At 64.8% G+C, this 16,748-nt stretch carries 16 protein-coding genes and 1 pseudogene; 11 read left to right on the top strand and 6 right to left on the bottom strand.

All coding sequences use genetic code 11. From position 1 onward, the window contains the following. Window positions 1-13: 13 nt before the first annotated feature. On the bottom strand, window positions 14-766 hold the full coding sequence (locus H7J73_RS17255; RefSeq protein ID WP_264068737.1) for an SDR family oxidoreductase: 753 nt from the start codon (window positions 764-766) through the stop codon (window positions 14-16). A gap of 36 nt (window positions 767-802) precedes the next feature. On the opposite strand from H7J73_RS17255, the gene H7J73_RS17250 reads away from it, so the two are divergent. After that, window positions 803-1,372, top strand: coding sequence for a chorismate mutase (locus H7J73_RS17250; protein ID WP_264068735.1), 570 nt, complete (start codon window positions 803-805; stop codon window positions 1,370-1,372). 63 nt (window positions 1,373-1,435) lie between these two features. Here the strand turns inward: H7J73_RS17250 and H7J73_RS17245 are convergent, their stop codons facing one another. Together H7J73_RS17245 and H7J73_RS17240 are read right to left on the bottom strand one after the other, a co-directional pair. Next, entirely contained in the window at window positions 1,436-2,308 is an 873-nt protein-coding gene (locus H7J73_RS17245; protein ID WP_264068734.1) for an Fpg/Nei family DNA glycosylase, read from the bottom strand. A gap of 18 nt (window positions 2,309-2,326) precedes the next feature. Beyond that, window positions 2,327-3,958: a GMC oxidoreductase gene (locus tag H7J73_RS17240; protein WP_264068733.1), complete on the bottom strand. Its 1,632-nt coding sequence runs from the start codon at window positions 3,956-3,958 to the stop codon at window positions 2,327-2,329. A 291-nt stretch (window positions 3,959-4,249) separates the two neighbouring features. On the opposite strand from H7J73_RS17240, the gene H7J73_RS17235 reads away from it, so the two are divergent. Then, window positions 4,250-5,494 carry an alkane 1-monooxygenase gene (locus H7J73_RS17235; RefSeq protein ID WP_264068732.1) on the top strand — a complete coding sequence of 415 codons (1,245 nt, stop codon included), beginning with the start codon at window positions 4,250-4,252 and terminating at the stop codon, window positions 5,492-5,494. On the opposite strand, the gene cobF is transcribed toward H7J73_RS17235, so the two are convergent. Next, on the bottom strand, window positions 5,423-6,163 hold the full coding sequence (gene cobF / locus H7J73_RS17230; protein ID WP_264068730.1) for a precorrin-6A synthase (deacetylating): 741 nt from the start codon (window positions 6,161-6,163) through the stop codon (window positions 5,423-5,425). The genes H7J73_RS17235 and cobF overlap by 72 nt on opposite strands. 142 nt (window positions 6,164-6,305) lie before the next feature. On the opposite strand from cobF, the gene H7J73_RS17225 reads away from it, so the two are divergent. The 4 genes and pseudogenes from H7J73_RS17225 (at window position 6,306) to H7J73_RS17210 (ending at window position 8,972) form a co-directional block, all read left to right on the top strand. Further along, complete coding sequence (locus H7J73_RS17225; RefSeq protein ID WP_264068728.1) at window positions 6,306-7,211, top strand: AurF N-oxygenase family protein; 906 nt, start codon at window positions 6,306-6,308, stop codon at window positions 7,209-7,211. 11 nt (window positions 7,212-7,222) lie between these two features. Continuing rightward, window positions 7,223-7,504 (top strand): annotated as a pseudogene (locus H7J73_RS17220) (DUF4873 domain-containing protein); the annotation flags it as partial. A gap of 57 nt (window positions 7,505-7,561) precedes the next feature. Continuing rightward, window positions 7,562-8,035 (top strand): DUF2231 domain-containing protein, encoded by a 474-nt coding sequence (locus tag H7J73_RS17215; RefSeq protein WP_264068726.1) that lies wholly within the window; start codon window positions 7,562-7,564, stop codon window positions 8,033-8,035. A gap of 64 nt (window positions 8,036-8,099) precedes the next feature. Next, complete coding sequence (locus H7J73_RS17210; protein ID WP_264068725.1) at window positions 8,100-8,972, top strand: LLM class flavin-dependent oxidoreductase; 873 nt, start codon at window positions 8,100-8,102, stop codon at window positions 8,970-8,972. A gap of 2 nt (window positions 8,973-8,974) precedes the next feature. On the opposite strand, the gene H7J73_RS17205 is transcribed toward H7J73_RS17210, so the two are convergent. After that, window positions 8,975-9,763 (bottom strand): enoyl-CoA hydratase/isomerase family protein, encoded by a 789-nt coding sequence (locus H7J73_RS17205; protein WP_435405524.1) that lies wholly within the window; start codon window positions 9,761-9,763, stop codon window positions 8,975-8,977. A gap of 117 nt (window positions 9,764-9,880) precedes the next feature. Here H7J73_RS17205 and H7J73_RS17200 point away from each other — a divergent pair, with 117 nt between their 5' ends. The 4 genes from H7J73_RS17200 to rnhA all read left to right on the top strand — a co-directional run bounded on the left by H7J73_RS17200 (window position 9,881) and on the right by rnhA (window position 14,528). Next, window positions 9,881-11,791 (top strand): propionyl-CoA synthetase, encoded by a 1,911-nt coding sequence (locus H7J73_RS17200; RefSeq protein ID WP_264068881.1) that lies wholly within the window; start codon window positions 9,881-9,883, stop codon window positions 11,789-11,791. 203 nt (window positions 11,792-11,994) lie between these two features. Then, window positions 11,995-13,419 carry a sugar porter family MFS transporter gene (locus H7J73_RS17195; RefSeq protein WP_264068723.1) on the top strand — a complete coding sequence of 475 codons (1,425 nt, stop codon included), beginning with the start codon at window positions 11,995-11,997 and terminating at the stop codon, window positions 13,417-13,419. A 24-nt stretch (window positions 13,420-13,443) separates the two neighbouring features. Further along, the gene (locus H7J73_RS17190; protein ID WP_264068722.1) at window positions 13,444-14,079 is read left to right on the top strand and encodes a VOC family protein; all 636 of its coding nucleotides are present in this window, start codon (window positions 13,444-13,446) and stop codon (window positions 14,077-14,079) included. Further along, window positions 14,076-14,528: a ribonuclease HI gene (gene rnhA / locus H7J73_RS17185; RefSeq protein ID WP_264068721.1), complete on the top strand. Its 453-nt coding sequence runs from the start codon at window positions 14,076-14,078 to the stop codon at window positions 14,526-14,528. The genes H7J73_RS17190 and rnhA overlap by 4 nt, the downstream gene beginning before the upstream one ends. Before the next feature lie 241 nt (window positions 14,529-14,769). Here rnhA and H7J73_RS17180 read toward each other — a convergent pair whose 3' ends face one another. Beyond that, on the bottom strand, window positions 14,770-16,017 hold the full coding sequence (locus tag H7J73_RS17180; RefSeq protein ID WP_264068720.1) for an NAD(P)-binding domain-containing protein: 1,248 nt from the start codon (window positions 16,015-16,017) through the stop codon (window positions 14,770-14,772). Window positions 16,018-16,127: 110 nt separating this feature from the next. On the opposite strand from H7J73_RS17180, the gene H7J73_RS17175 reads away from it, so the two are divergent. Then, the gene (locus tag H7J73_RS17175) at window positions 16,128-16,730 is read left to right on the top strand and encodes a TetR/AcrR family transcriptional regulator (RefSeq protein WP_264068719.1); all 603 of its coding nucleotides are present in this window, start codon (window positions 16,128-16,130) and stop codon (window positions 16,728-16,730) included. Window positions 16,731-16,748: the final 18 nt, after the last annotated feature.

The raw sequence follows: 16,748 nt of genomic DNA, 5'->3' as shown, positions 1-16,748 counted from the left end.
CGGCACAGCCGGGTCAGCTAGCGAAGTACCGCGCGAACCGCGGCGGCAAGACCTTCAACAGTGCGACCAGCGGGATCCACGGCCAGGCGGGCACCACGGCCCGTCCGGCTTCCCGCTCGATCGCGCCGACCATCGCCCGAACCCCGGTCTCGTTGTCGACCATCAACTGCGTCGTCGCGGATTTCGCCGTCATCTCCGATTCGATGTAGCCGGGTTCGACGACCGTCACCCGGATCGGTCCGGTGGCGTACTCGGCGCGCAGCGATTCACCCAGTGACGACACACCGGCCTTGCTGGCGGCGTAGGCGGCCTTGACCCCCGGCATACCTTTGTTGCCCAGCACCGACGAGATCAGCACCAGGTGACCGGATCCGGCGCTGGTGAACATCTCCAGCGCGCTCTCGATCTGCACCAGCGCGGAGACCAGGTTCGTTTCGATGGTGGCCTTGTTGGCCCACGATTTGCCCGACCCCAGCCGAGCGCCCTTGCCGATTCCCGCATTCACGATGACACGGTCGATACCGCCGAGTTGTTCGGCGAGTTCGGTGAAGACCTTGGGCACCTGGTCGTGATCGTTGACGTCGAGTGCCGCGATCGCGACGGTCACGTTCGGATGGCTCTGCGCAATCTCGGCTTTGAGCGCCTCGAGGTTGTCCAGCCGACGTGCACACAATGCGAGGTCACGGCCCTTGGCGGCGAACGCCCGCGCCATGCCGGCACCGAGGCCGGAGCTGGCGCCCGTGATCAGGATCTTTTGGCGAGCCACCGCTGCAGCGTAGCCAGGGCCAGCGATGATGGAGCAATGACCCGTTTGTCCGTCGCTCCGCTCGCCACCGCCGCAGCCGTGCTGTTCGGCGTTGTCGGCGCCGTCCCGAACGCACAAGCAGAGACCCCCAGCCCGTTCTACAACCTGGTGGACGCCGCAGCTCAACGACTGCTGACCGCGGATGCTGTCGCCGCCTACAAGTGGATCGACGGCGGTCCGATCACCGACCCGCCCCGGGTCAAGGTGGTACTGGACAACGTCGGCGCCGATGCCGCCGCACACCGGATCGACACCGGATACGTCAAGCGCGTCTTCGGCGATCAGATCAATGCCACCGAGGGGGTCGAATACGCCCGCTTCAGCCAGTGGAAGTTCGACCCGGCCTCGGCGCCGGACACCGCACCCGATCTCTCGGCTTCCCGCTCCGCGATCGACGGATTCAACAAGACGATGGTGAACGAGATTGCCCTGCAATGGGGTTCGCTACACGGCCCGGACTGCTGGGGCGAGCTCGCCAGCGCCACGTCGGCCGTCATCGGCGCCCGCCAGCTCGACGGCCTCTACCAGCAGGCACTGGGCTTCGCCACCCATTCCTACTGCAGCTAGCCGGCGGTCCGGAACTGCGGATCTACTGGTGGCAGCGCAGCGGTGATGATTTACAGGACGAAACTATTTGAGCAGCTTGCTCATTCGCCGGTCGGCCAGGATTCTGCCGCCGGTCTGGCAGGTCGGGCAATACTGGAAGGACTTGTCGACGAACGACACTTCCCGCACGGTGTCACCGCAGACCGGGCAGGGCAGACCGGTCTTGGCATGTACGCGCAGACCGGATCGCTTCTCCCCCTTCAACATGGCGGCGCCCTGGCCGACGGAGCGGACCACGGCATCGGTCAGCACCGAGATCATCGCGTCGTGCAATGCCGACAACTGCGCGTCGGTCAGCTTGCCTGCTGTCGCGAAGGGCGACAGTTTGGCCACGTGCAGGATCTCGTCGCTGTAGGCGTTGCCGATACCCGCGATCACCTTTTGATCGGTGATCACCGTCTTGATCCGGCCACCGTTGCCTTGCAGCGCCGCAGCCAACTCCCCGGGCCCCAGCGATAACGCGTCGGGGCCGAGCGCGGCGATCTGCGGCACTTTCATGGGATCGTCGACCAGCCACACCGCCAGCCGCTTCTGCGTGCCGGCCTCGGTCAGGTCGAACCCGGGGGCGTCCTCGGGGTTCGCGGGATCCGACAGCCGCACCCGTAGCGCGATCGGGCCCTTGCCCGGTTTCAGCGGTGCCGGCGAGAGCTTGTCCGACCAGCGCAGCCAGCCGGCGCGGGACAGATGGGTGATCAGATGCAGGTCACCGACCTGCAGGCCGAGGTACTTCGCCCACCGGTGCGCTCCGGTGACCGTGCCCCCGATCAGCGCCGACACCGGCGGATCGAACGTCTTGAGCACCGACAGCGAGGCGATGTCGACTCGTCCGACGGTCAGTCCGACGGCGTGCCTGCGCAGGTGATCGGCCAGGGCTTCGACCTCGGGGAGTTCGGGCACTGCACCAGTTTGCCTGGATCAGGTGCGGCCTTGCAGAATTCCCTCGATATTGCGTTCCGCGAGCGCGGTGATCGACATGAACGGGTTGCATCCGATGTAGCCGGGGATCAAGGACGCATCGTTGACGAACAAGTTGTCGTAGCCGTTGACCCGCCCGTAGCTGTCGGTCGCTTTGCCCCGCACGCACCCGCCCAGCGGGTGCACGGTGTTGGGCGCGAAGACCCGTCCCTCGAAGATATCGTCGCGGTAGTCCACCCCATTGGCGCCGGTCACCTTGTCGAACACGGCTTTGGCCCGCACCCGGAGGTGATCGGTGTTCTCCGCGGGCCAGTTGATGCCGACCGAATCCGTGCTCCGGTCGTAGGCGATATCGGCGCGATCGCCGGTCTTGACCATGACGTAGTAGCCGAGGGCGAACGTCTCGACCGGAAGCGGAATCGAGAACATGCTGGCATAGACCGGGTTGACGGGGTCGTCACGGCCGTCGATGTTGATCATCCCCAGCAGGGACTGCTGCGTTCCCGCCGGATCGCTTTCGTTCAGCCGGTGCGCAACCATGACGTCGCCGTTGTTACCGTAGCCGCGGCCGATCTCGTCACTCAGGTGCGGCAGCGCTCCGGTATCGCGTGCGCGCAGCAGGATCTCGGCGGTGCCGAGCACGCCGGCATTGAGATGCAGTTGCTGGCAGCCTATTTCGTGGCGCCCGAGCTCGTGTCCCCACCGGTCGATCTCCCGGGTGGACACCACGTACTCCCCCGAGCGCTCCCGCCGAATTCCGGTTACTTCGGTGAGGCTGCGGATGCTGACGTTTCCGGTTGCCAGCGCGGCGGCGATGTAGGTCTGGTCGACGCTGCCGAATCGGCCGTAATTGTTGCCGTACTGCTGCTCGAAGTCGAGCGCCGAACGGGGAACCTGTCCAGCCTCTTCTTGTTTCATGTAGTCGAAGGAGTATGCGCTGCCGTTGTAGTCGACCTGGTATCCGGCCGCTTCGGCATACTTACGGCCGACGCGTGCGTACTGAAAGTACGGGGTCCGCTCAAACCAGTCCATATCGCGGTAGTTGATCCGCAGCATCGCCTTCGCGCGTTCGATGTAGGTGCCGAGAAACTGTGCGGCGTCGATATCCGGGAAGGCAGCACGGACCTGGCCCACGGTGGGAATCGCCGCAATGGCGGCGTTGACCAACGATCCTCCGCCGACGCCGATACCGCGGAATACGTCGTGATCACCATGAGCCGTCTTCTGGCAGATCCCGGCCTGAACGGGCTGGGGCGACGGAGAGTGTTTGGCGACATCTTCGATGGAGATGCCCTGATACGACGACACCAGGCTCGGCGGGACATCCGAGAACCAACCGGCACGAGTGTCGGCAGGCAGCATTCGGGAGAACCTCTTGCCGTCTGCGTCGGGCGCGTTCCAGAACCTGCCCTTCTCCAGGATCAGCGTGTCCACACCCGCCTGACCTAACCGCAGCGCCGAGACTCCGCCGCCATATCCGCTGCCGACCACGATCGCCGAATAATGGGGCCGGGCGGCGGCTTGGGCACGTCGGCCACGGACAGATCCCAGATCCACCATTCCCGCGCCGACTGCACCGACAGCTACTCCAGCCGCGGCGCCGAGGAAGCGTCTCCGCGATAGCACCGACATACAGCCTCCTCGGGACGCTCGACAGGGGAGTTCGCCACCGATCTTTACCCACGTAGCACTTTAGGCGAATATCCCGATATTAACTGATAGGACGACCACCGACGAAACGATACAAGATCGTCAATTTTTAAAGATCGTGACCTTACCTAACGAATTTCCCATCGACATACGCCTGACCGTGCGAAACCTCACAACACCACCTATCGACGGCACCGTCATTTTTGGCTACATTGACTGACCGATGCACTTCAGATTGTTTGCGACAACACACTCAGCAAGGTAAACGAGGCCATGTCATCACCCGCGCCAGCAGATCAGTCGGAACGCGTGGGGGCGGACCACGGCCCCGTCGCCGCCCGCCGATGGCGGGACCCCAAGCGGTATCTGTGGCTATTGGGATCGATAGTCCCCGGGCTCGTCGTCGGGTCGTGGCTCGCGGTGACTATGACCGGCCTGACCGCGTTCTGGTGGTCAGGGCCCATCGTGGCCTTCGGGATCATGCCGTTGCTCGACCACATCGTCGGCCCGGACGCCGAGAACCCGCCCGACAGTGCGCTGGAATGGCTGGAAGATGACCGGTTCTACCGCTGGGTCACCTATCTGTATCTGCCCTGCCAGTACCTGTCAGTGGTGCTCGCCTGCTGGCTGTGGGCCGGTGGCGGTTGGCTCACCATGAGCTTCGCCGATCGGTTCGGCTTGATGATGACAGTCGGGATCATCGGCGGGGTCGCGATCAGCGCCGCACACGAGTTGGGACACCGGCAGGCGAAAGCCGAGCGGCGACTGAGCAAAGTGGCGCTGGCCCAGACGTTCTACGGACACTTCTTCGTCGAGCACAACCGTGGGCACCATGCGCGCGTCGCCACCGCTGAGGACGCCGCCAGCTCCCGGCTCGGGGAGAGTCTCTACTTCTTCATCCCACGGTCGGTGGTCGGCGGCGTGCGCTCGGCGTGGCGCATGGAAGCCAAACGCCTGACGCGTTCCGGGAAGTCCGCCTGGAGCCTGCGCAACGAAGTCCTCAGCTCCTGGCTGATGAGCATCGGCCTGTTCATCGGACTGGTGATCTGGTTCGGCAGCGTCGTCCTGCCGTGGCTGATCGGGCAAGCCTTCGTCGGCTTCTGCCTGCTGGAGACGGTCAATTACCTTGAGCACTACGGGTTGCGGCGAAGGAAGCTGCCCAGCGGTCGCTACGAACGGGTCCGGCCCTCACACAGCTGGAACAGCAACACCGTGATCGCCAACGTCTTCCTGTTCCATTTGCAGCGGCACTCCGATCACCATGCGAATCCGCAACGCCGTTATCAAGCACTTCGCCAGGCCGAGGAAGCACCCCAACTGCCCGCCGGCTACGCCGCGATGATCGTGCTGGCCGCGATTCCGCCGCTGTGGCGCCGGGTCATGGACCACCGAGTGATCGACCACTACGACGGGGACATCTCCCTAGCTGCCCTGCGCCCGCGCGAACTAGCCCGTCGGGCGCAAAAGATAGGTGTCCATGATCCAGCCGTGCCGCGCGCGGGCATCGGCGCGCACTGACACGATCCGGTTACCGACCTCCCCCACCGTCCCCGACACCAGAATCTCGTCCGGCGTGCCGAGGTAGGCCCCCCACCAGATCCTGGTCGAAGCAGGGCAACTCAGGAACGAACATTCCGCGTCGAGCATCACCACCGCCGCACCGTCTAGCCCCTCGGCGCGCAACTGCCGCCCGGTGGTGATGAGCACCGGTTCACCGATGTCGTTGAGCGTGATGCGGTGCCGCGCGGTGAGTGCCTGAATCGCGGTGACGCCGGGGATGACGTCGTAGTCGAATGCCAGATGCCGACCGACCAGCTCAAGGATCCGCAGCGTGCTGTCATACAGCGACGGGTCGCCCCACGCCAGAAACGCACCGACGCCGTCGACATCGAGCTCGGTTTCGATGGCCTGGGCCCATACCTGCGCCCGCGCCTCATGCCAGTCGGCGACCACCTGCCGGTAGTCACCGTCCTTGGCCCGCTTGGGGTCCGCGAGTTCGACGAACCGATAGCCTGGCTCCCGGATGAAGGTCTCGCAGATTTCACGTCGCAGGTCCACCAGATCGCTCTTCGCCTCACCTTTGTCCATCGCGAAGAAAACCTCTGTGTCGTTCAGCGCCTCGACAGCCTGTGCCGTGGCGTAGCCCGGGTCGCCCGCTCCTATCCCGATGACATGAATCATGCGCATTCGACAACGGTAGCCGTCTGCGTGCAGACGGCTACCGAGCGCCGCGGGGAACCCGAAGTATCCGATACCCGGGGTATTGACATCTTGCCCTGCCGATCCTTAACGTCGAGCAGAGTCCAGCGCTGCGAAGGGACCTGACTCGATGACCTCCTCGGTGAAACCGTCTACCGGCCCCACCCGCGAGGAATTCTCCGACCGGTTACTCAAAGGCTCGGTGCGGAAGTCCTACGAGCCGGTCGTCGATATCGACTGGGACGCGCCGCTGGACCCGGACAAGTTCTTCCTGCCGCCGAAGATCGTGTCTCTCTACGGCACATCGATATGGCAGGAGATGTCGCGGGAGCAACGCATCGAGCTGTCCCGGCAAGAGCTGGTGAATACACTCTCGGCCGGTATCTGGTTCGAGAACATCCTCAACCAGGCACTGTTGCGCACCATGATGCACCAGGACCCGACGGCCAAGGAGACGCACTACGCGCTGACCGAACTGGGCGACGAGACCCGGCACATGGTGATGTTCGGCAAGGCGATCGAGCGGGTGGGCGCCAAACCCGTTCGGCCACGGCTGTATCAGCGGATGATCATCAACACGCTGCCGCTGATGTTCCGCGGTTCGGCGCTCTGGGTGGCGGCGTTGATCGGCGAGGAGATCTTCGATTCACTGCAGAGGCAGATGATGGATGATCCCGAGCTGCAGCCGATGGTGCAGCGGCTCATGCGGATTCACGTCACCGAAGAGGCGCGTCACATCCAGTTCGCCCGAGACGGCGCCCGCAAGAGGGTCGCCGAGATGCCGCGATTCAACCGGTTCTTCGTGGCCAATATCAACGGCCTGGGTGGTTTGTTCTTCCGCTTCCTGTTCAGCAACCCGGTGCCGTACCGGCGCACGGGACTCGATGCCAAGGCGGCCCGCCGGCTGGCGCGCACCAGCCCGCACCGGCATGAGGTCCAGGTCGCCGGTTTCGCACCGCTGGCCGCTTTCCTGACCGAGGTCGGCCTGATGGGTCCGATTGCTCGGCGGCTGTGGAAGCGCACCCGGTTCCTATGAGTCCTGGCGTTTACGACGGACCAGCCGTGTTGACGCTCGGGGGGCAGACCCGCGACGTACGGGTCCGCCTGACCGGGCACCTCGACCCGATCGATGGCCGATACCATTGGCAGGGAACCGTTTTCGACACTCTGCCCGATGACGCACTAAAGCGCTCGACCATCGTCTCGTTGACCATCGACGGGAACACCGCCGCCGCTCGCATCGTCGAACGGACCCCCTGGGACACTCACTCGATCGCGGATGTCGGCGCCCCACCGTATCGACTGGACGCCATCCGAGAGGTTATCTGAACCGTTCGTCGCTCTGTAGCGTTCACATCAGGTGTCCGCCGATCAGAGGAGTCCCGGATGTCAACCATCAACGGCCTGCCTGCGCATGTTCTGCTCGTACACCTCATCGTCGTACTGGCGCCACTGACGGCGGTGCTGGCGATCATCAGCGCGGTCTGGCCTGCGGCCAGACGCCGGCTGGTCTGGTTGGTACTGGCGCTGGCACTGATCACCATGGTCGCGACGCCGCTGACCACCGAAGCGGGTGAGTGGCTCGTGGGCCGGGTCGGCGAGTCGCCCGCGGTGGAAACCCACGCCGACCTGGGCGACACCATGTTGTACTTCTCGATCGCGCTACTGGCCGCCGCCGCCCTCTTGGCGTTTCTGTATGTGCGCGAATCCCGCGGCGCCACAACGAACACTGTTGTCGCCGTCGTGATCGCCGCCGTCGTCGTGCTCGCCAGCGTGGCCACAACGGTGCAGATTTATCGCATTGGCGAATCGGGAGCGAGGGCAGCGTGGGGCGATCTGGTATCCGCCGGTGGTTCGTGAGCGTGGCACGGGAAGCTCGAACGTTCCCGCCGCCGTGAACTAGAACGTGTTCTAGTATCGAACCATGCGGTTCACTTTTGCGGAAGCCATGACCGACCCCACGTTCTACATCCCGTTGGCGAAAGCGGCCGAAGCCGCCGGGTACCACGCGATGACGATCCCCGACAGCATCGCCTACCCGTTCGAATCGGACTCGACCTATCCGTACACACCGGACGGTAACCGCGAATTCCTCGACGGCAAGTCATTCATCGAATCATTCGTTCTGATGGGCGCTTTGGGCGCCGTCACGTCGACGCTGCATTTCAACTTGTTCGTGCTCAAGCTGCCGATCCGGCCGCCCGCACTGGTCGCCAAACAGGCCGGCTCGCTGACCTCGCTGATCGGCAATCGCCTCGGGCTCGGAGTGGGAACCAGCCCGTGGCCGGAGGACTACGAGATCATGGGCGTTCCGTTCGGCAGGCGGGGCAAGCGGATGGACGAGTGCATCGACGTCATCCGCGGCCTGACCAGCGGCGACTACTTCGAATACCACGGCGAGTTCTACGACATCCCGAAAACGAAGATGACGCCTGCGCCCACCGAGCCGATCCCGATCCTGGTCGGCGGGCACGCCGACGCCGCGCTGCGCCGGGCCGCCCGCAACGACGGCTGGATGCACGGCGGTGGCGAGCCAGCAGAATTGGACCGGCTTTTGGCCAGGCTCAACGAGTTTCGCGAGAAAGAGGAGCGGATCGGTTCCGGAGAGTTCCAGATCCATGTGATCTCGATCGACGGCTTCACCCTTGACGGCATCAAACGGCTGGAAGACAAGGGCGTCACCGACGTGATCGTCGGCTTCCGGATTCCTTACACCATGGGGCCCGATACCGAGCCGCTCGATACCAAGATCCGCAACCTGGAGATGTTCGCCGAGCACGTCATCGCCAAGGCTTAGATTCAGAGCTCGTCCCAGACGGGTGAGCGTTTGGCCATATGCGCCGTGGCGGCCTCTCGGGGGTTGTTGGTGAATGAGCTCAGCACCTGAGTCCGATTCTCGATCTCTTTGGCATGGCGAAGGCTGGGCGCATCCAGCGCGGCGTTCAAACCCGTCTTGGTCTGCCATACGCCGTACTCGTTGTTGCCGGCGATCTCACGCGCCTTGGTCAAGGCCGCGGCCATCAACTCGGCCTGCGGGACGACCTCATTGGCCAGACCGATGCGGTAAGCCTCGGCGGCGTCGATGATCCGCCCGGTGAGCATCAGCTCTCGCGCGATCCCGGCACCGACGATTCTGGGCAACAGGTAGCTGGTGCCCATATCCATCGACGAGAAGCCTGCCTTGATGAAGACCGAGCCGAACCGTGCTGTCTCCGAGGCAATCCGGATATCGCAGTGCAACGTGTACGCCAGCCCGCCGCCGACCGCGACACCGTTGACGGCAGCGATCACCGGGATCGGCAGTTCGTAAAGCCTGGTCATCTGATCGGCCAGCCGAACCTGCGAATCGTAGGTGTTCTTCAGCTGTGTTTTCGCCTGTGGGGCCCACTTCTCGCCGCCGGACAGGTCGGCGCCCGCACAGAAACCGCGGCCCGCTCCGGTCAGAATCGCCACCCGGTAACCACTCGAGCTGATCTCGTCGAGCGCCGAGTCCAGCCCGGCGAGCAAGGTGCCGTCGATGGCATTGAGCTTCTCGGGCCGATTCAGGGTGACGAGTGCAATACCGTCTTCGAGCGTCGCCAGGTCCACCGCAGCCATCTGCTCACGCTAACCCGTTCGGCGTGACATGTGACCGGACATCGCTGGATTCTCGATACGAATCAGAGCCTCGGGGTTTACTCTCCATTAGTCGGGTTTCCGCCCACTCTGGCGACAACAGCCCGTGCCAGGCGCTACCGTGCCCGCATGAGCGGATATCGCGAACTCCATGATGCCAGCATCTCCGACCCGGCCGAATTCTGGGCGCAGGCCGCGCAGGCGGTCACGTGGTCTCGCGAACCGCAGCAGATCCTCGACGACACCAACCCGCCGTTCTACCGCTGGTTCCCGGACGGGGAGCTCAACACCTGTGTGAATGCCCTCGATCGACATGTCGCCGCCGGTCGCGGCGAGCAAGCCGCACTGATCTACGACTCCCCGGTCACCGGCACCAAGCGCACCTACAGCTACTCCGAATTGCTGGACCAGACAGCACGTTTCGCCGGTGTCCTGCGCGGGCTCGGAGTGGGCAAGGGTGATCGGGTGGTGGTGTACCTGCCGATGATCCCCGAGGCGCTGATCACGATGCTCGCCTGCGCCCGCCTGGGCGCGGTGCATTCGGTGGTGTTCGGCGGCTTCGCCCCGCACGAGCTGGCGATCCGCATCGACGACGCGCGCCCGAAGGTCGTGGTGACGGCGTCATGCGGAATCGAGCCGTCCCGGACTGTCGAGTACAAGCCCATGCTGGACGCCGCGATCGAGCGAGCCGAGTTTCCGCCTGAGCACTGCGTCGTCGTGCAGCGGGATCATTTGCGCTGCGAGCTGATCGAAGGCCGCGACCTGGACTGGCATGAGCTGATGGCGACCGCGGAGGCCGCCGATCCGGTGCCAGTGGCGGCGACCGACCCGTTGTATGTCCTCTACACCTCGGGCACCACCGGTAAGCCGAAGGGCATCGTCCGCGACAACGGCGGACACGCTGTCGCCCTGTTGTGGACCATGCGCCACCTGTACGACATGGAGCCCGGTGAGGTGTTCTGGGCAGCCTCCGATGTCGGTTGGGTGGTCGGCCACTCATATATCGTCTACGCGCCACTGCTTCTCGGCGCGACGACCGTGCTCTACGAGGGCAAACCCGTCGGCACGCCCGATCCGGGGGCGTTTTGGCGGGTCGTCAGCGAGCACGGGGTGAAGGTGTTGTTCACCGCCCCAACCGCGATCCGGGCGATCCGCAAAGAGGATCCCGACGGCGCCTATGTCGGCAAGTACGACATCTCGACGCTGAAGTACCTTTTCGTGGCCGGCGAACGCCTCGACCCCGACACCTATCACTGGGCGACGGAGAAGCTGGGCATCCCGGTGGTCGACCACTGGTGGCAGACCGAGACCGGGTGGGCCATCGCAGCCAATCCGATGGGGGTGCAACAGCTTCCACTGAAGGCAGGCTCGCCGACCGTGCCGATGCCCGGCTACGACGTACGAATCCTGCATGCCGACGGTGAGGACTGCAAGCCGGGTGAGGAAGGAGCGATCTGCATCCGTTTGCCCCTGCCGCCGGGAACCTTGCCCACGCTCTGGGGCGACGACGAACGTTATCTGCGGTCCTACCTTTCTGAACACCCCGGGTACTACCTCACCGGCGACGGCGGCTATATCGACGAGGACGGCTACCTGTTCGTGATGGGCCGCATCGACGACGTCATCAACGTGGCCGGCCATCGACTGTCGACGGGGTCGATCGAGGCAGTGCTGGCCACGCATCCTGCGGTCGCCGAGTGCGCGGTGATCGGGGTCGCCGACGAGATCAAAGGTCAGGTTCCGCGCGGCCTGGTGGTGCTGAAGGCGGGCGCCTCCGGTGACGGTCTGCCTGCCATGCTCGTGGCTTCGGTGCGCGACGAGATCGGCGCAGTGGCGTCGTTCAAGCTCGTCGATGTCGTTCCCGCACTGCCCAAAACGCGGTCGGGCAAGATCCTGCGCAAGACGATGCGCGGGATCGCCGCTGGTAAGGACGAGCCGATCCCGTCGACCATCGAGGACCCGAGCGTGCTCGACGCCCTGCGGCCTATCCTGCGCCGATAGCCGGAGCGTCATCGGTCGTCTTCTCTCAGAAGCTGTTCGGGGTGGTGGACAGCCGCGCTACTACGCGGCCAGCGTCTTCGACCCGGACGGCTACAGTCTCGAATTCACCCACAAGAGCTGGCAGCACTGAGAGAACGTTTGACGTCCCGCAGGACGGGTACGAATGTGACGCCCCACATATGCCCTCTCAGGAGCGTCCCCGGATGAGTTCCATCGATACCGATCCCAGACATTCGGATGATGCCAGGGCAAATGCGCCAGGCCAATTGACTGGCGCGGTCGTCATCGTCGCCCTGGTGTCAGCGGTGTCGGGCATGCTCTACGGCTACGACACCGGCATCATCTCGGGCGCGCTATTGCAGATCACCAAGGACTTCGGCATCGCCGAGGCCTGGAAGCAAGTTATCGCGGGCGCGATCCTCCTCGGCGCTGTCGTCGGTGCGCTGGCCTGTAGCTACCTGTCGGAGAGGCGCGGCCGCAAGGGCACACTTCTGATGCTCTCCGGCGTATTCGTGGTCGGCGCACTGTGGTGCTCGGTGGCCCCCAACCCGGTTCTGCTGTCCCTGGGGCGGTTGGTCCTCGGCTTCGCTGTCGGCGGGGCGACGCAGACGGCGCCCATGTACGTGGCCGAACTAGCTCCACCGAAGTATCGGGGCCGTCTCGTGCTGTGCTTCCAGATCGCCATCGGTGTCGGCATCGTGGTCGCGACCATCGTCGGTGCGTCCGAGGCGATTCCGTGGCGGTGGTCGATCGGCGCCGCCGCCGTGCCCGCCGCGATCATGCTCGGACTGCTCCTGCGACTGCCGGAGAGCCCGCGTTGGCTGGTCAAGAACGACGACCGCGACAAGGCCCACGAAGTCCTGGAACGGGTCCGCCCTTCGGGCTATGACGTCGACGACGAACTAGACGAGATGGCCGAACTATCCCGAAAGGAGGAGACGGCGAAGACCCGCGGCTGGTCCGGGCTACGTGCGCCGTGGGTACGTCCGGCACTCATACTCGGTTGTGGCATAGCCATTTTCACCCAGCTCAGTGGCATCGAGATGATCATCTACTACTCGCCGACGATCCTCACCGACAATGGATTCTCCGAGTCCGTCGCGCTGGAAGTGTCGGTCGCGCTGGGCATCAGCTACCTTGTCGCGCAGCTCGTCGGGCTGGCGATCATCGACAAAGTCGGACGACGACGACTGACGCTGATCATGATTCCGGGTGCAGCCGCAAGCCTTTTCGTGCTGGGCACCCTGTTCGTGACAGGCAACAGCGGCCGGGATTCGGTGCCGTTCATCATTGCCTGCCTGGTGGTGTTCATGCTGTTCAACGCCGGCGGCCTGCAACTCATGGGTTGGCTGACCGGTTCGGAGACCTACCCACTCGCAGTGCGGCCGGCGGGCACGGCCGCTCAGTCCGCAGCGCTGTGGGGCACCAATCTGTTGATCACGCTCACCCTGCTGACTCTGATCAGTGGGATCGGTGTCGGGCCGGCGATGTGGCTCTATGGGCTCTTCAACATTGCGGCGTGGCTATTCGTCTACTTCCGCATGCCCGATCTTACCGGCAAGAGCCTGGAGGAGATCGAGGGCAAGCTCAGCGACGGGAAGTTCCGGCCTGCCGACTTCGCGCACTGAGGTGAGCGAAGTACCCTCGCGCCTATGCCGATAACCGTCGATGCGTTCGAGGTCGCCGACCCGGCGCAAGCGTGGACCCGAGCCGGGTTCACCGTCGGTACCGATTGTGTTTGTCGGATCGGCGGTGTCGGCCTCCGGCTGGCCGGACGCACACATGGCACCGGCATCGTCAGCTGGTCGTTGGGCGGTCTGCCCTCGGATCACCAACTCCTGGATGGCATTCCGACCACGAGCTCCGACCGTCTCACTGGCGACCCGGCCGGCCATCGCAACGGCGTCGTCGCTATCGACCACGTCGTGCTGATGTCCCCGGACCTGGGCCGGACGGTGGCGTCACTGGCAGCGATCGGGATAGCGCCCCGTCGCGAACGGGACGCCGAACTCGGCGGGCGAGCAATCCGCCAGATCTTCTTCCGCTTGGGTGAGGTGATCGTCGAGGTCGTCGGCTCGCCGGAGTCGACAGGAGAGGGACCGTCGACGCTCTGGGGGCTCACGTTTGTCGTCGCAGATATCGACGCGACCGCCTCCTTCTTCGGTGACCGCACGACGCCGGTCAAGGCAGCCGTGCAGCCCGGACGGCGGATCACGACGGTCCGGCACGAAGAATTCGGAATGTCGGTTCGGTCCGCGATGATCTCGGCACCTATCCTCTCCGCATGACCGACGTCGTGATCATCCACACCGACGGCGGGTGCCGCCCCAATCCCGGCCCCGGCGGCTGGGGCGCGGTATTGCGCATGCGCGAGCACGTCCGCGAGATGTGCGGCGGCGAGCCCGGTGAGACCAGTAACAACCGCATGGAGTTGACCGCGCCGATCATGGCACTGGAGGCGCTGACCAGACCGGTGATAGTGCACCTACACACCGACAGCACCTACGTCCGCAACGGCATCACGAAGTGGGTCCTCGGCTGGGAGCGCAACGGCTGGATGACCTCCGCGAAGCAACCGGTGAAGAACGTGGACCTCTGGAAACGGCTGCAGGCCGCCTGCGCGCAACACCAGGTCGAGTGGTTCTGGGTGAAGGGGCACTCGGGTGTCGCCGACAACGAACTGGCCGACGTACTGGCCACGCGGGGTATGGAAGAAGCGATCGCCACCTCGCGCTGAGTGCTGACAGAACCTCTACAGCCTCTTCTGGCGATCAGCGCAACCGGGGCGTGGCACTGGGCACGTCGGTATCCCCGAGCGAGGTGAACCGCTCCCGAAGCGTCCTCTTGAGCACCTTGCCGCTCGGGTTCTTGGGGAGTTCATCCAGTACGACGGCGTAGCGCGGCGATCGGTGAATCGTTATGGCTGATAACGGGGATGCTTCCGCGACGACCACACGACGCCGCTCAAGCAGTCATGCCTATGCGTGCTGCGAGCTGTGCTCGGCGATGAGTTCCTCGACCACCGCCTGGACCGACGTGCCGTTGGGCCAGCCGCCGTAATAGTGCATGTGCACCACGATCTCTCGGAGCTGTTCGACGGTGAACTCCTCGTTGGCCAGCGCTCCTCGCAGCTGTGTCCGCAGCAGTTCGGGTCGGCCGAGCATCGCGGTGGCGCCGAAGGTGAGCAGACGTCGGTCGCGCAACGTCAGATACGGCCGGGCCCAGACATTTCCGAACAGCTGGTCGACGGTGTGCACGATGCTTGGGATCGTGATCCCTGTCGGAACCTGCTGGTGGTAACCGGGACCGTAGACCCGGTCCATCATCTCCAGACCTCGCCGCCAAGATTCGACCGGGAGGGGCTCGGGAAGGTCGCCGCGGTAGACGGCACGCATGCGGGGTCGGACGATATCGGTGATCGGGACTTCGATGCCGACGCTTCCCGCGAAATCCTGGACGGCGGCAAGGTCTTTCTGCGCCAACATGTTTGCCGAGTCCACCCGGTCCTCGGGAATCTGAAATCCACTGGCCTGGATCTGAAGCATCATCAGCGCCGAGGTGCCCTCATCGGAGTTCTGCAGGACCTCAAGGAGGCGGTCGATTGCCACACCACCGGCCTTGGCGATGGACGCCGCTTCCCGTACGGCCGCCCAGACCGAGTACGTCAAGGTGTTGCGGGCGAGTTTGGTGATCATCCCCGTGCCCAGGTCTCCGCAGTGCACGACGACTTTGGCGAAGTCCTCCAGGATGGGGCGGGCGCGCTCGACGATTTCGTCGGGACCACCCACCATGACCGTGAGTCCGTTGTCGGCAGCGCCGTTTCCGCCTGACACCCGGGCATCCAGGAACGCGACTCCGCCCCGTTCGCACAGGTCGGCCAACTCGTGCACGGCCTCGACGGTGATCGTGGACAACAGCACGACGACGAGCCCGGGGTGCGCGGCCGACAAGATTCCGTCCTCGCCGGCAATCACCTCACGTGCTTGGTCGGCCGTCACGACCGCGAGCAGAACGACGTCGCTGTCGCGCGCCACGTCGGCGATCGTCGGGACCTGGGAAGGCACGCCGTCGAGGTCGTCTGAGGCGTCTGCGCGGATGTCGAACACGGTCGGGATGCGTCCGCGCCGGGCCAGACTGACCGCCACGCCGCCCCCGATCATGCCCAGGCCGACGACGCCGGCCCGCAGCGCCTCGGCGTGCGGCCCACTGTGTGCCGATTCGGTCACGGATCCTCCTGAAGCTAGTTTTGCCAACAACGTTGACTCAACCCTGCGCCCGCATCGTCGGTTTTGTCAACGACGTTGACTAAACCTGTGGCACACCCGACACTGAAGAGATGGACCGGCCTACGACCAACCCCGTCGCGACGTCACGCAAACCGGGCCGGCCACGTTCGGCGGCCACTCCCGACGCGATCCGCCGCGCGGCGGAATCCCTCTTCGCCGAGCGCGGTTTCAGCCACACCTCCGTCCGTGACATCGCGACCCTGGCCTGCAGTGACCCCGCGGTGGTGATCCGCCACTTCGGCTCGAAGGAGAAGCTCTTCCTCGAAGTGGTCACCGTCGACCCACAGTTTCGCGGACTGGTCAAAGGCCCGCTGCCGACGCTGGGCCGGCAGATCCTCCAGAGGCTACTGGAAGCGGACGGCTCCACGCTGCGCCTACACGCCACCCTGCTCGGGGCGCTGGATCGGACCGAAGTCCGCCGCTACCTGGAACAGTCCACCGCGCAACACATCACCGATCCGCTGGCTGCACGCCTGCTCGGCCCCGACGCCGAGGTGCGCGCGCGACTGATCGCCGCCCAAATCGGTGGACTGCTGATGAGCATCTGCCTATTCGACGACACCCCAACGCAATTGCTCACCGCGAAGGCACTCGACTACTACGCCGACGCGATCCAAGCCCTGATCGACGGACCGAACCCGGCTCCGGAGTAGATGAACTCCGGCACGCCC

The sequence above is a fragment of the Mycolicibacterium komossense genome (genome assembly GCF_025822605.1).
In the GTDB taxonomy this organism is placed as follows: Bacteria; Actinomycetota; Actinomycetes; order Mycobacteriales; family Mycobacteriaceae; genus Mycobacterium; species Mycobacterium komossense.
Note: the sequence above shows the minus strand (reverse complement) of the source record. Positions and strands in the feature narration are given on the sequence as shown.

Bases quoted from the DNA above. Each gene is read 5' to 3' on its own strand.
- H7J73_RS17210 (WP_264068725.1), top strand. From the start codon at position 8,100: ATGCGGTTCACTTTTGCGGAAGCCATGACCGACCCCACGTTCTACATC.
- H7J73_RS17190 (WP_264068722.1), top strand. From the start codon at position 13,444: ATGCCGATAACCGTCGATGCGTTCGAGGTCGCCGACCCGGCGCAAGCG.
- H7J73_RS17195 (WP_264068723.1), top strand. From the start codon at position 11,995: ATGAGTTCCATCGATACCGATCCCAGACATTCGGATGATGCCAGGGCA.
- cobF (WP_264068730.1), bottom strand. From the start codon at position 6,163: ATGCGCATGATTCATGTCATCGGGATAGGAGCGGGCGACCCGGGCTAC.
- rnhA (WP_264068721.1), top strand. From the start codon at position 14,076: ATGACCGACGTCGTGATCATCCACACCGACGGCGGGTGCCGCCCCAAT.
- H7J73_RS17240 (WP_264068733.1), bottom strand. From the start codon at position 3,958: ATGTCGGTGCTATCGCGGAGACGCTTCCTCGGCGCCGCGGCTGGAGTA.
- H7J73_RS17235 (WP_264068732.1), top strand. From the start codon at position 4,250: ATGTCATCACCCGCGCCAGCAGATCAGTCGGAACGCGTGGGGGCGGAC.
- H7J73_RS17250 (WP_264068735.1), top strand. From the start codon at position 803: ATGACCCGTTTGTCCGTCGCTCCGCTCGCCACCGCCGCAGCCGTGCTG.
- H7J73_RS17175 (WP_264068719.1), top strand. From the start codon at position 16,128: ATGGACCGGCCTACGACCAACCCCGTCGCGACGTCACGCAAACCGGGC.
- H7J73_RS17225 (WP_264068728.1), top strand. From the start codon at position 6,306: ATGACCTCCTCGGTGAAACCGTCTACCGGCCCCACCCGCGAGGAATTC.
- H7J73_RS17215 (WP_264068726.1), top strand. From the start codon at position 7,562: ATGTCAACCATCAACGGCCTGCCTGCGCATGTTCTGCTCGTACACCTC.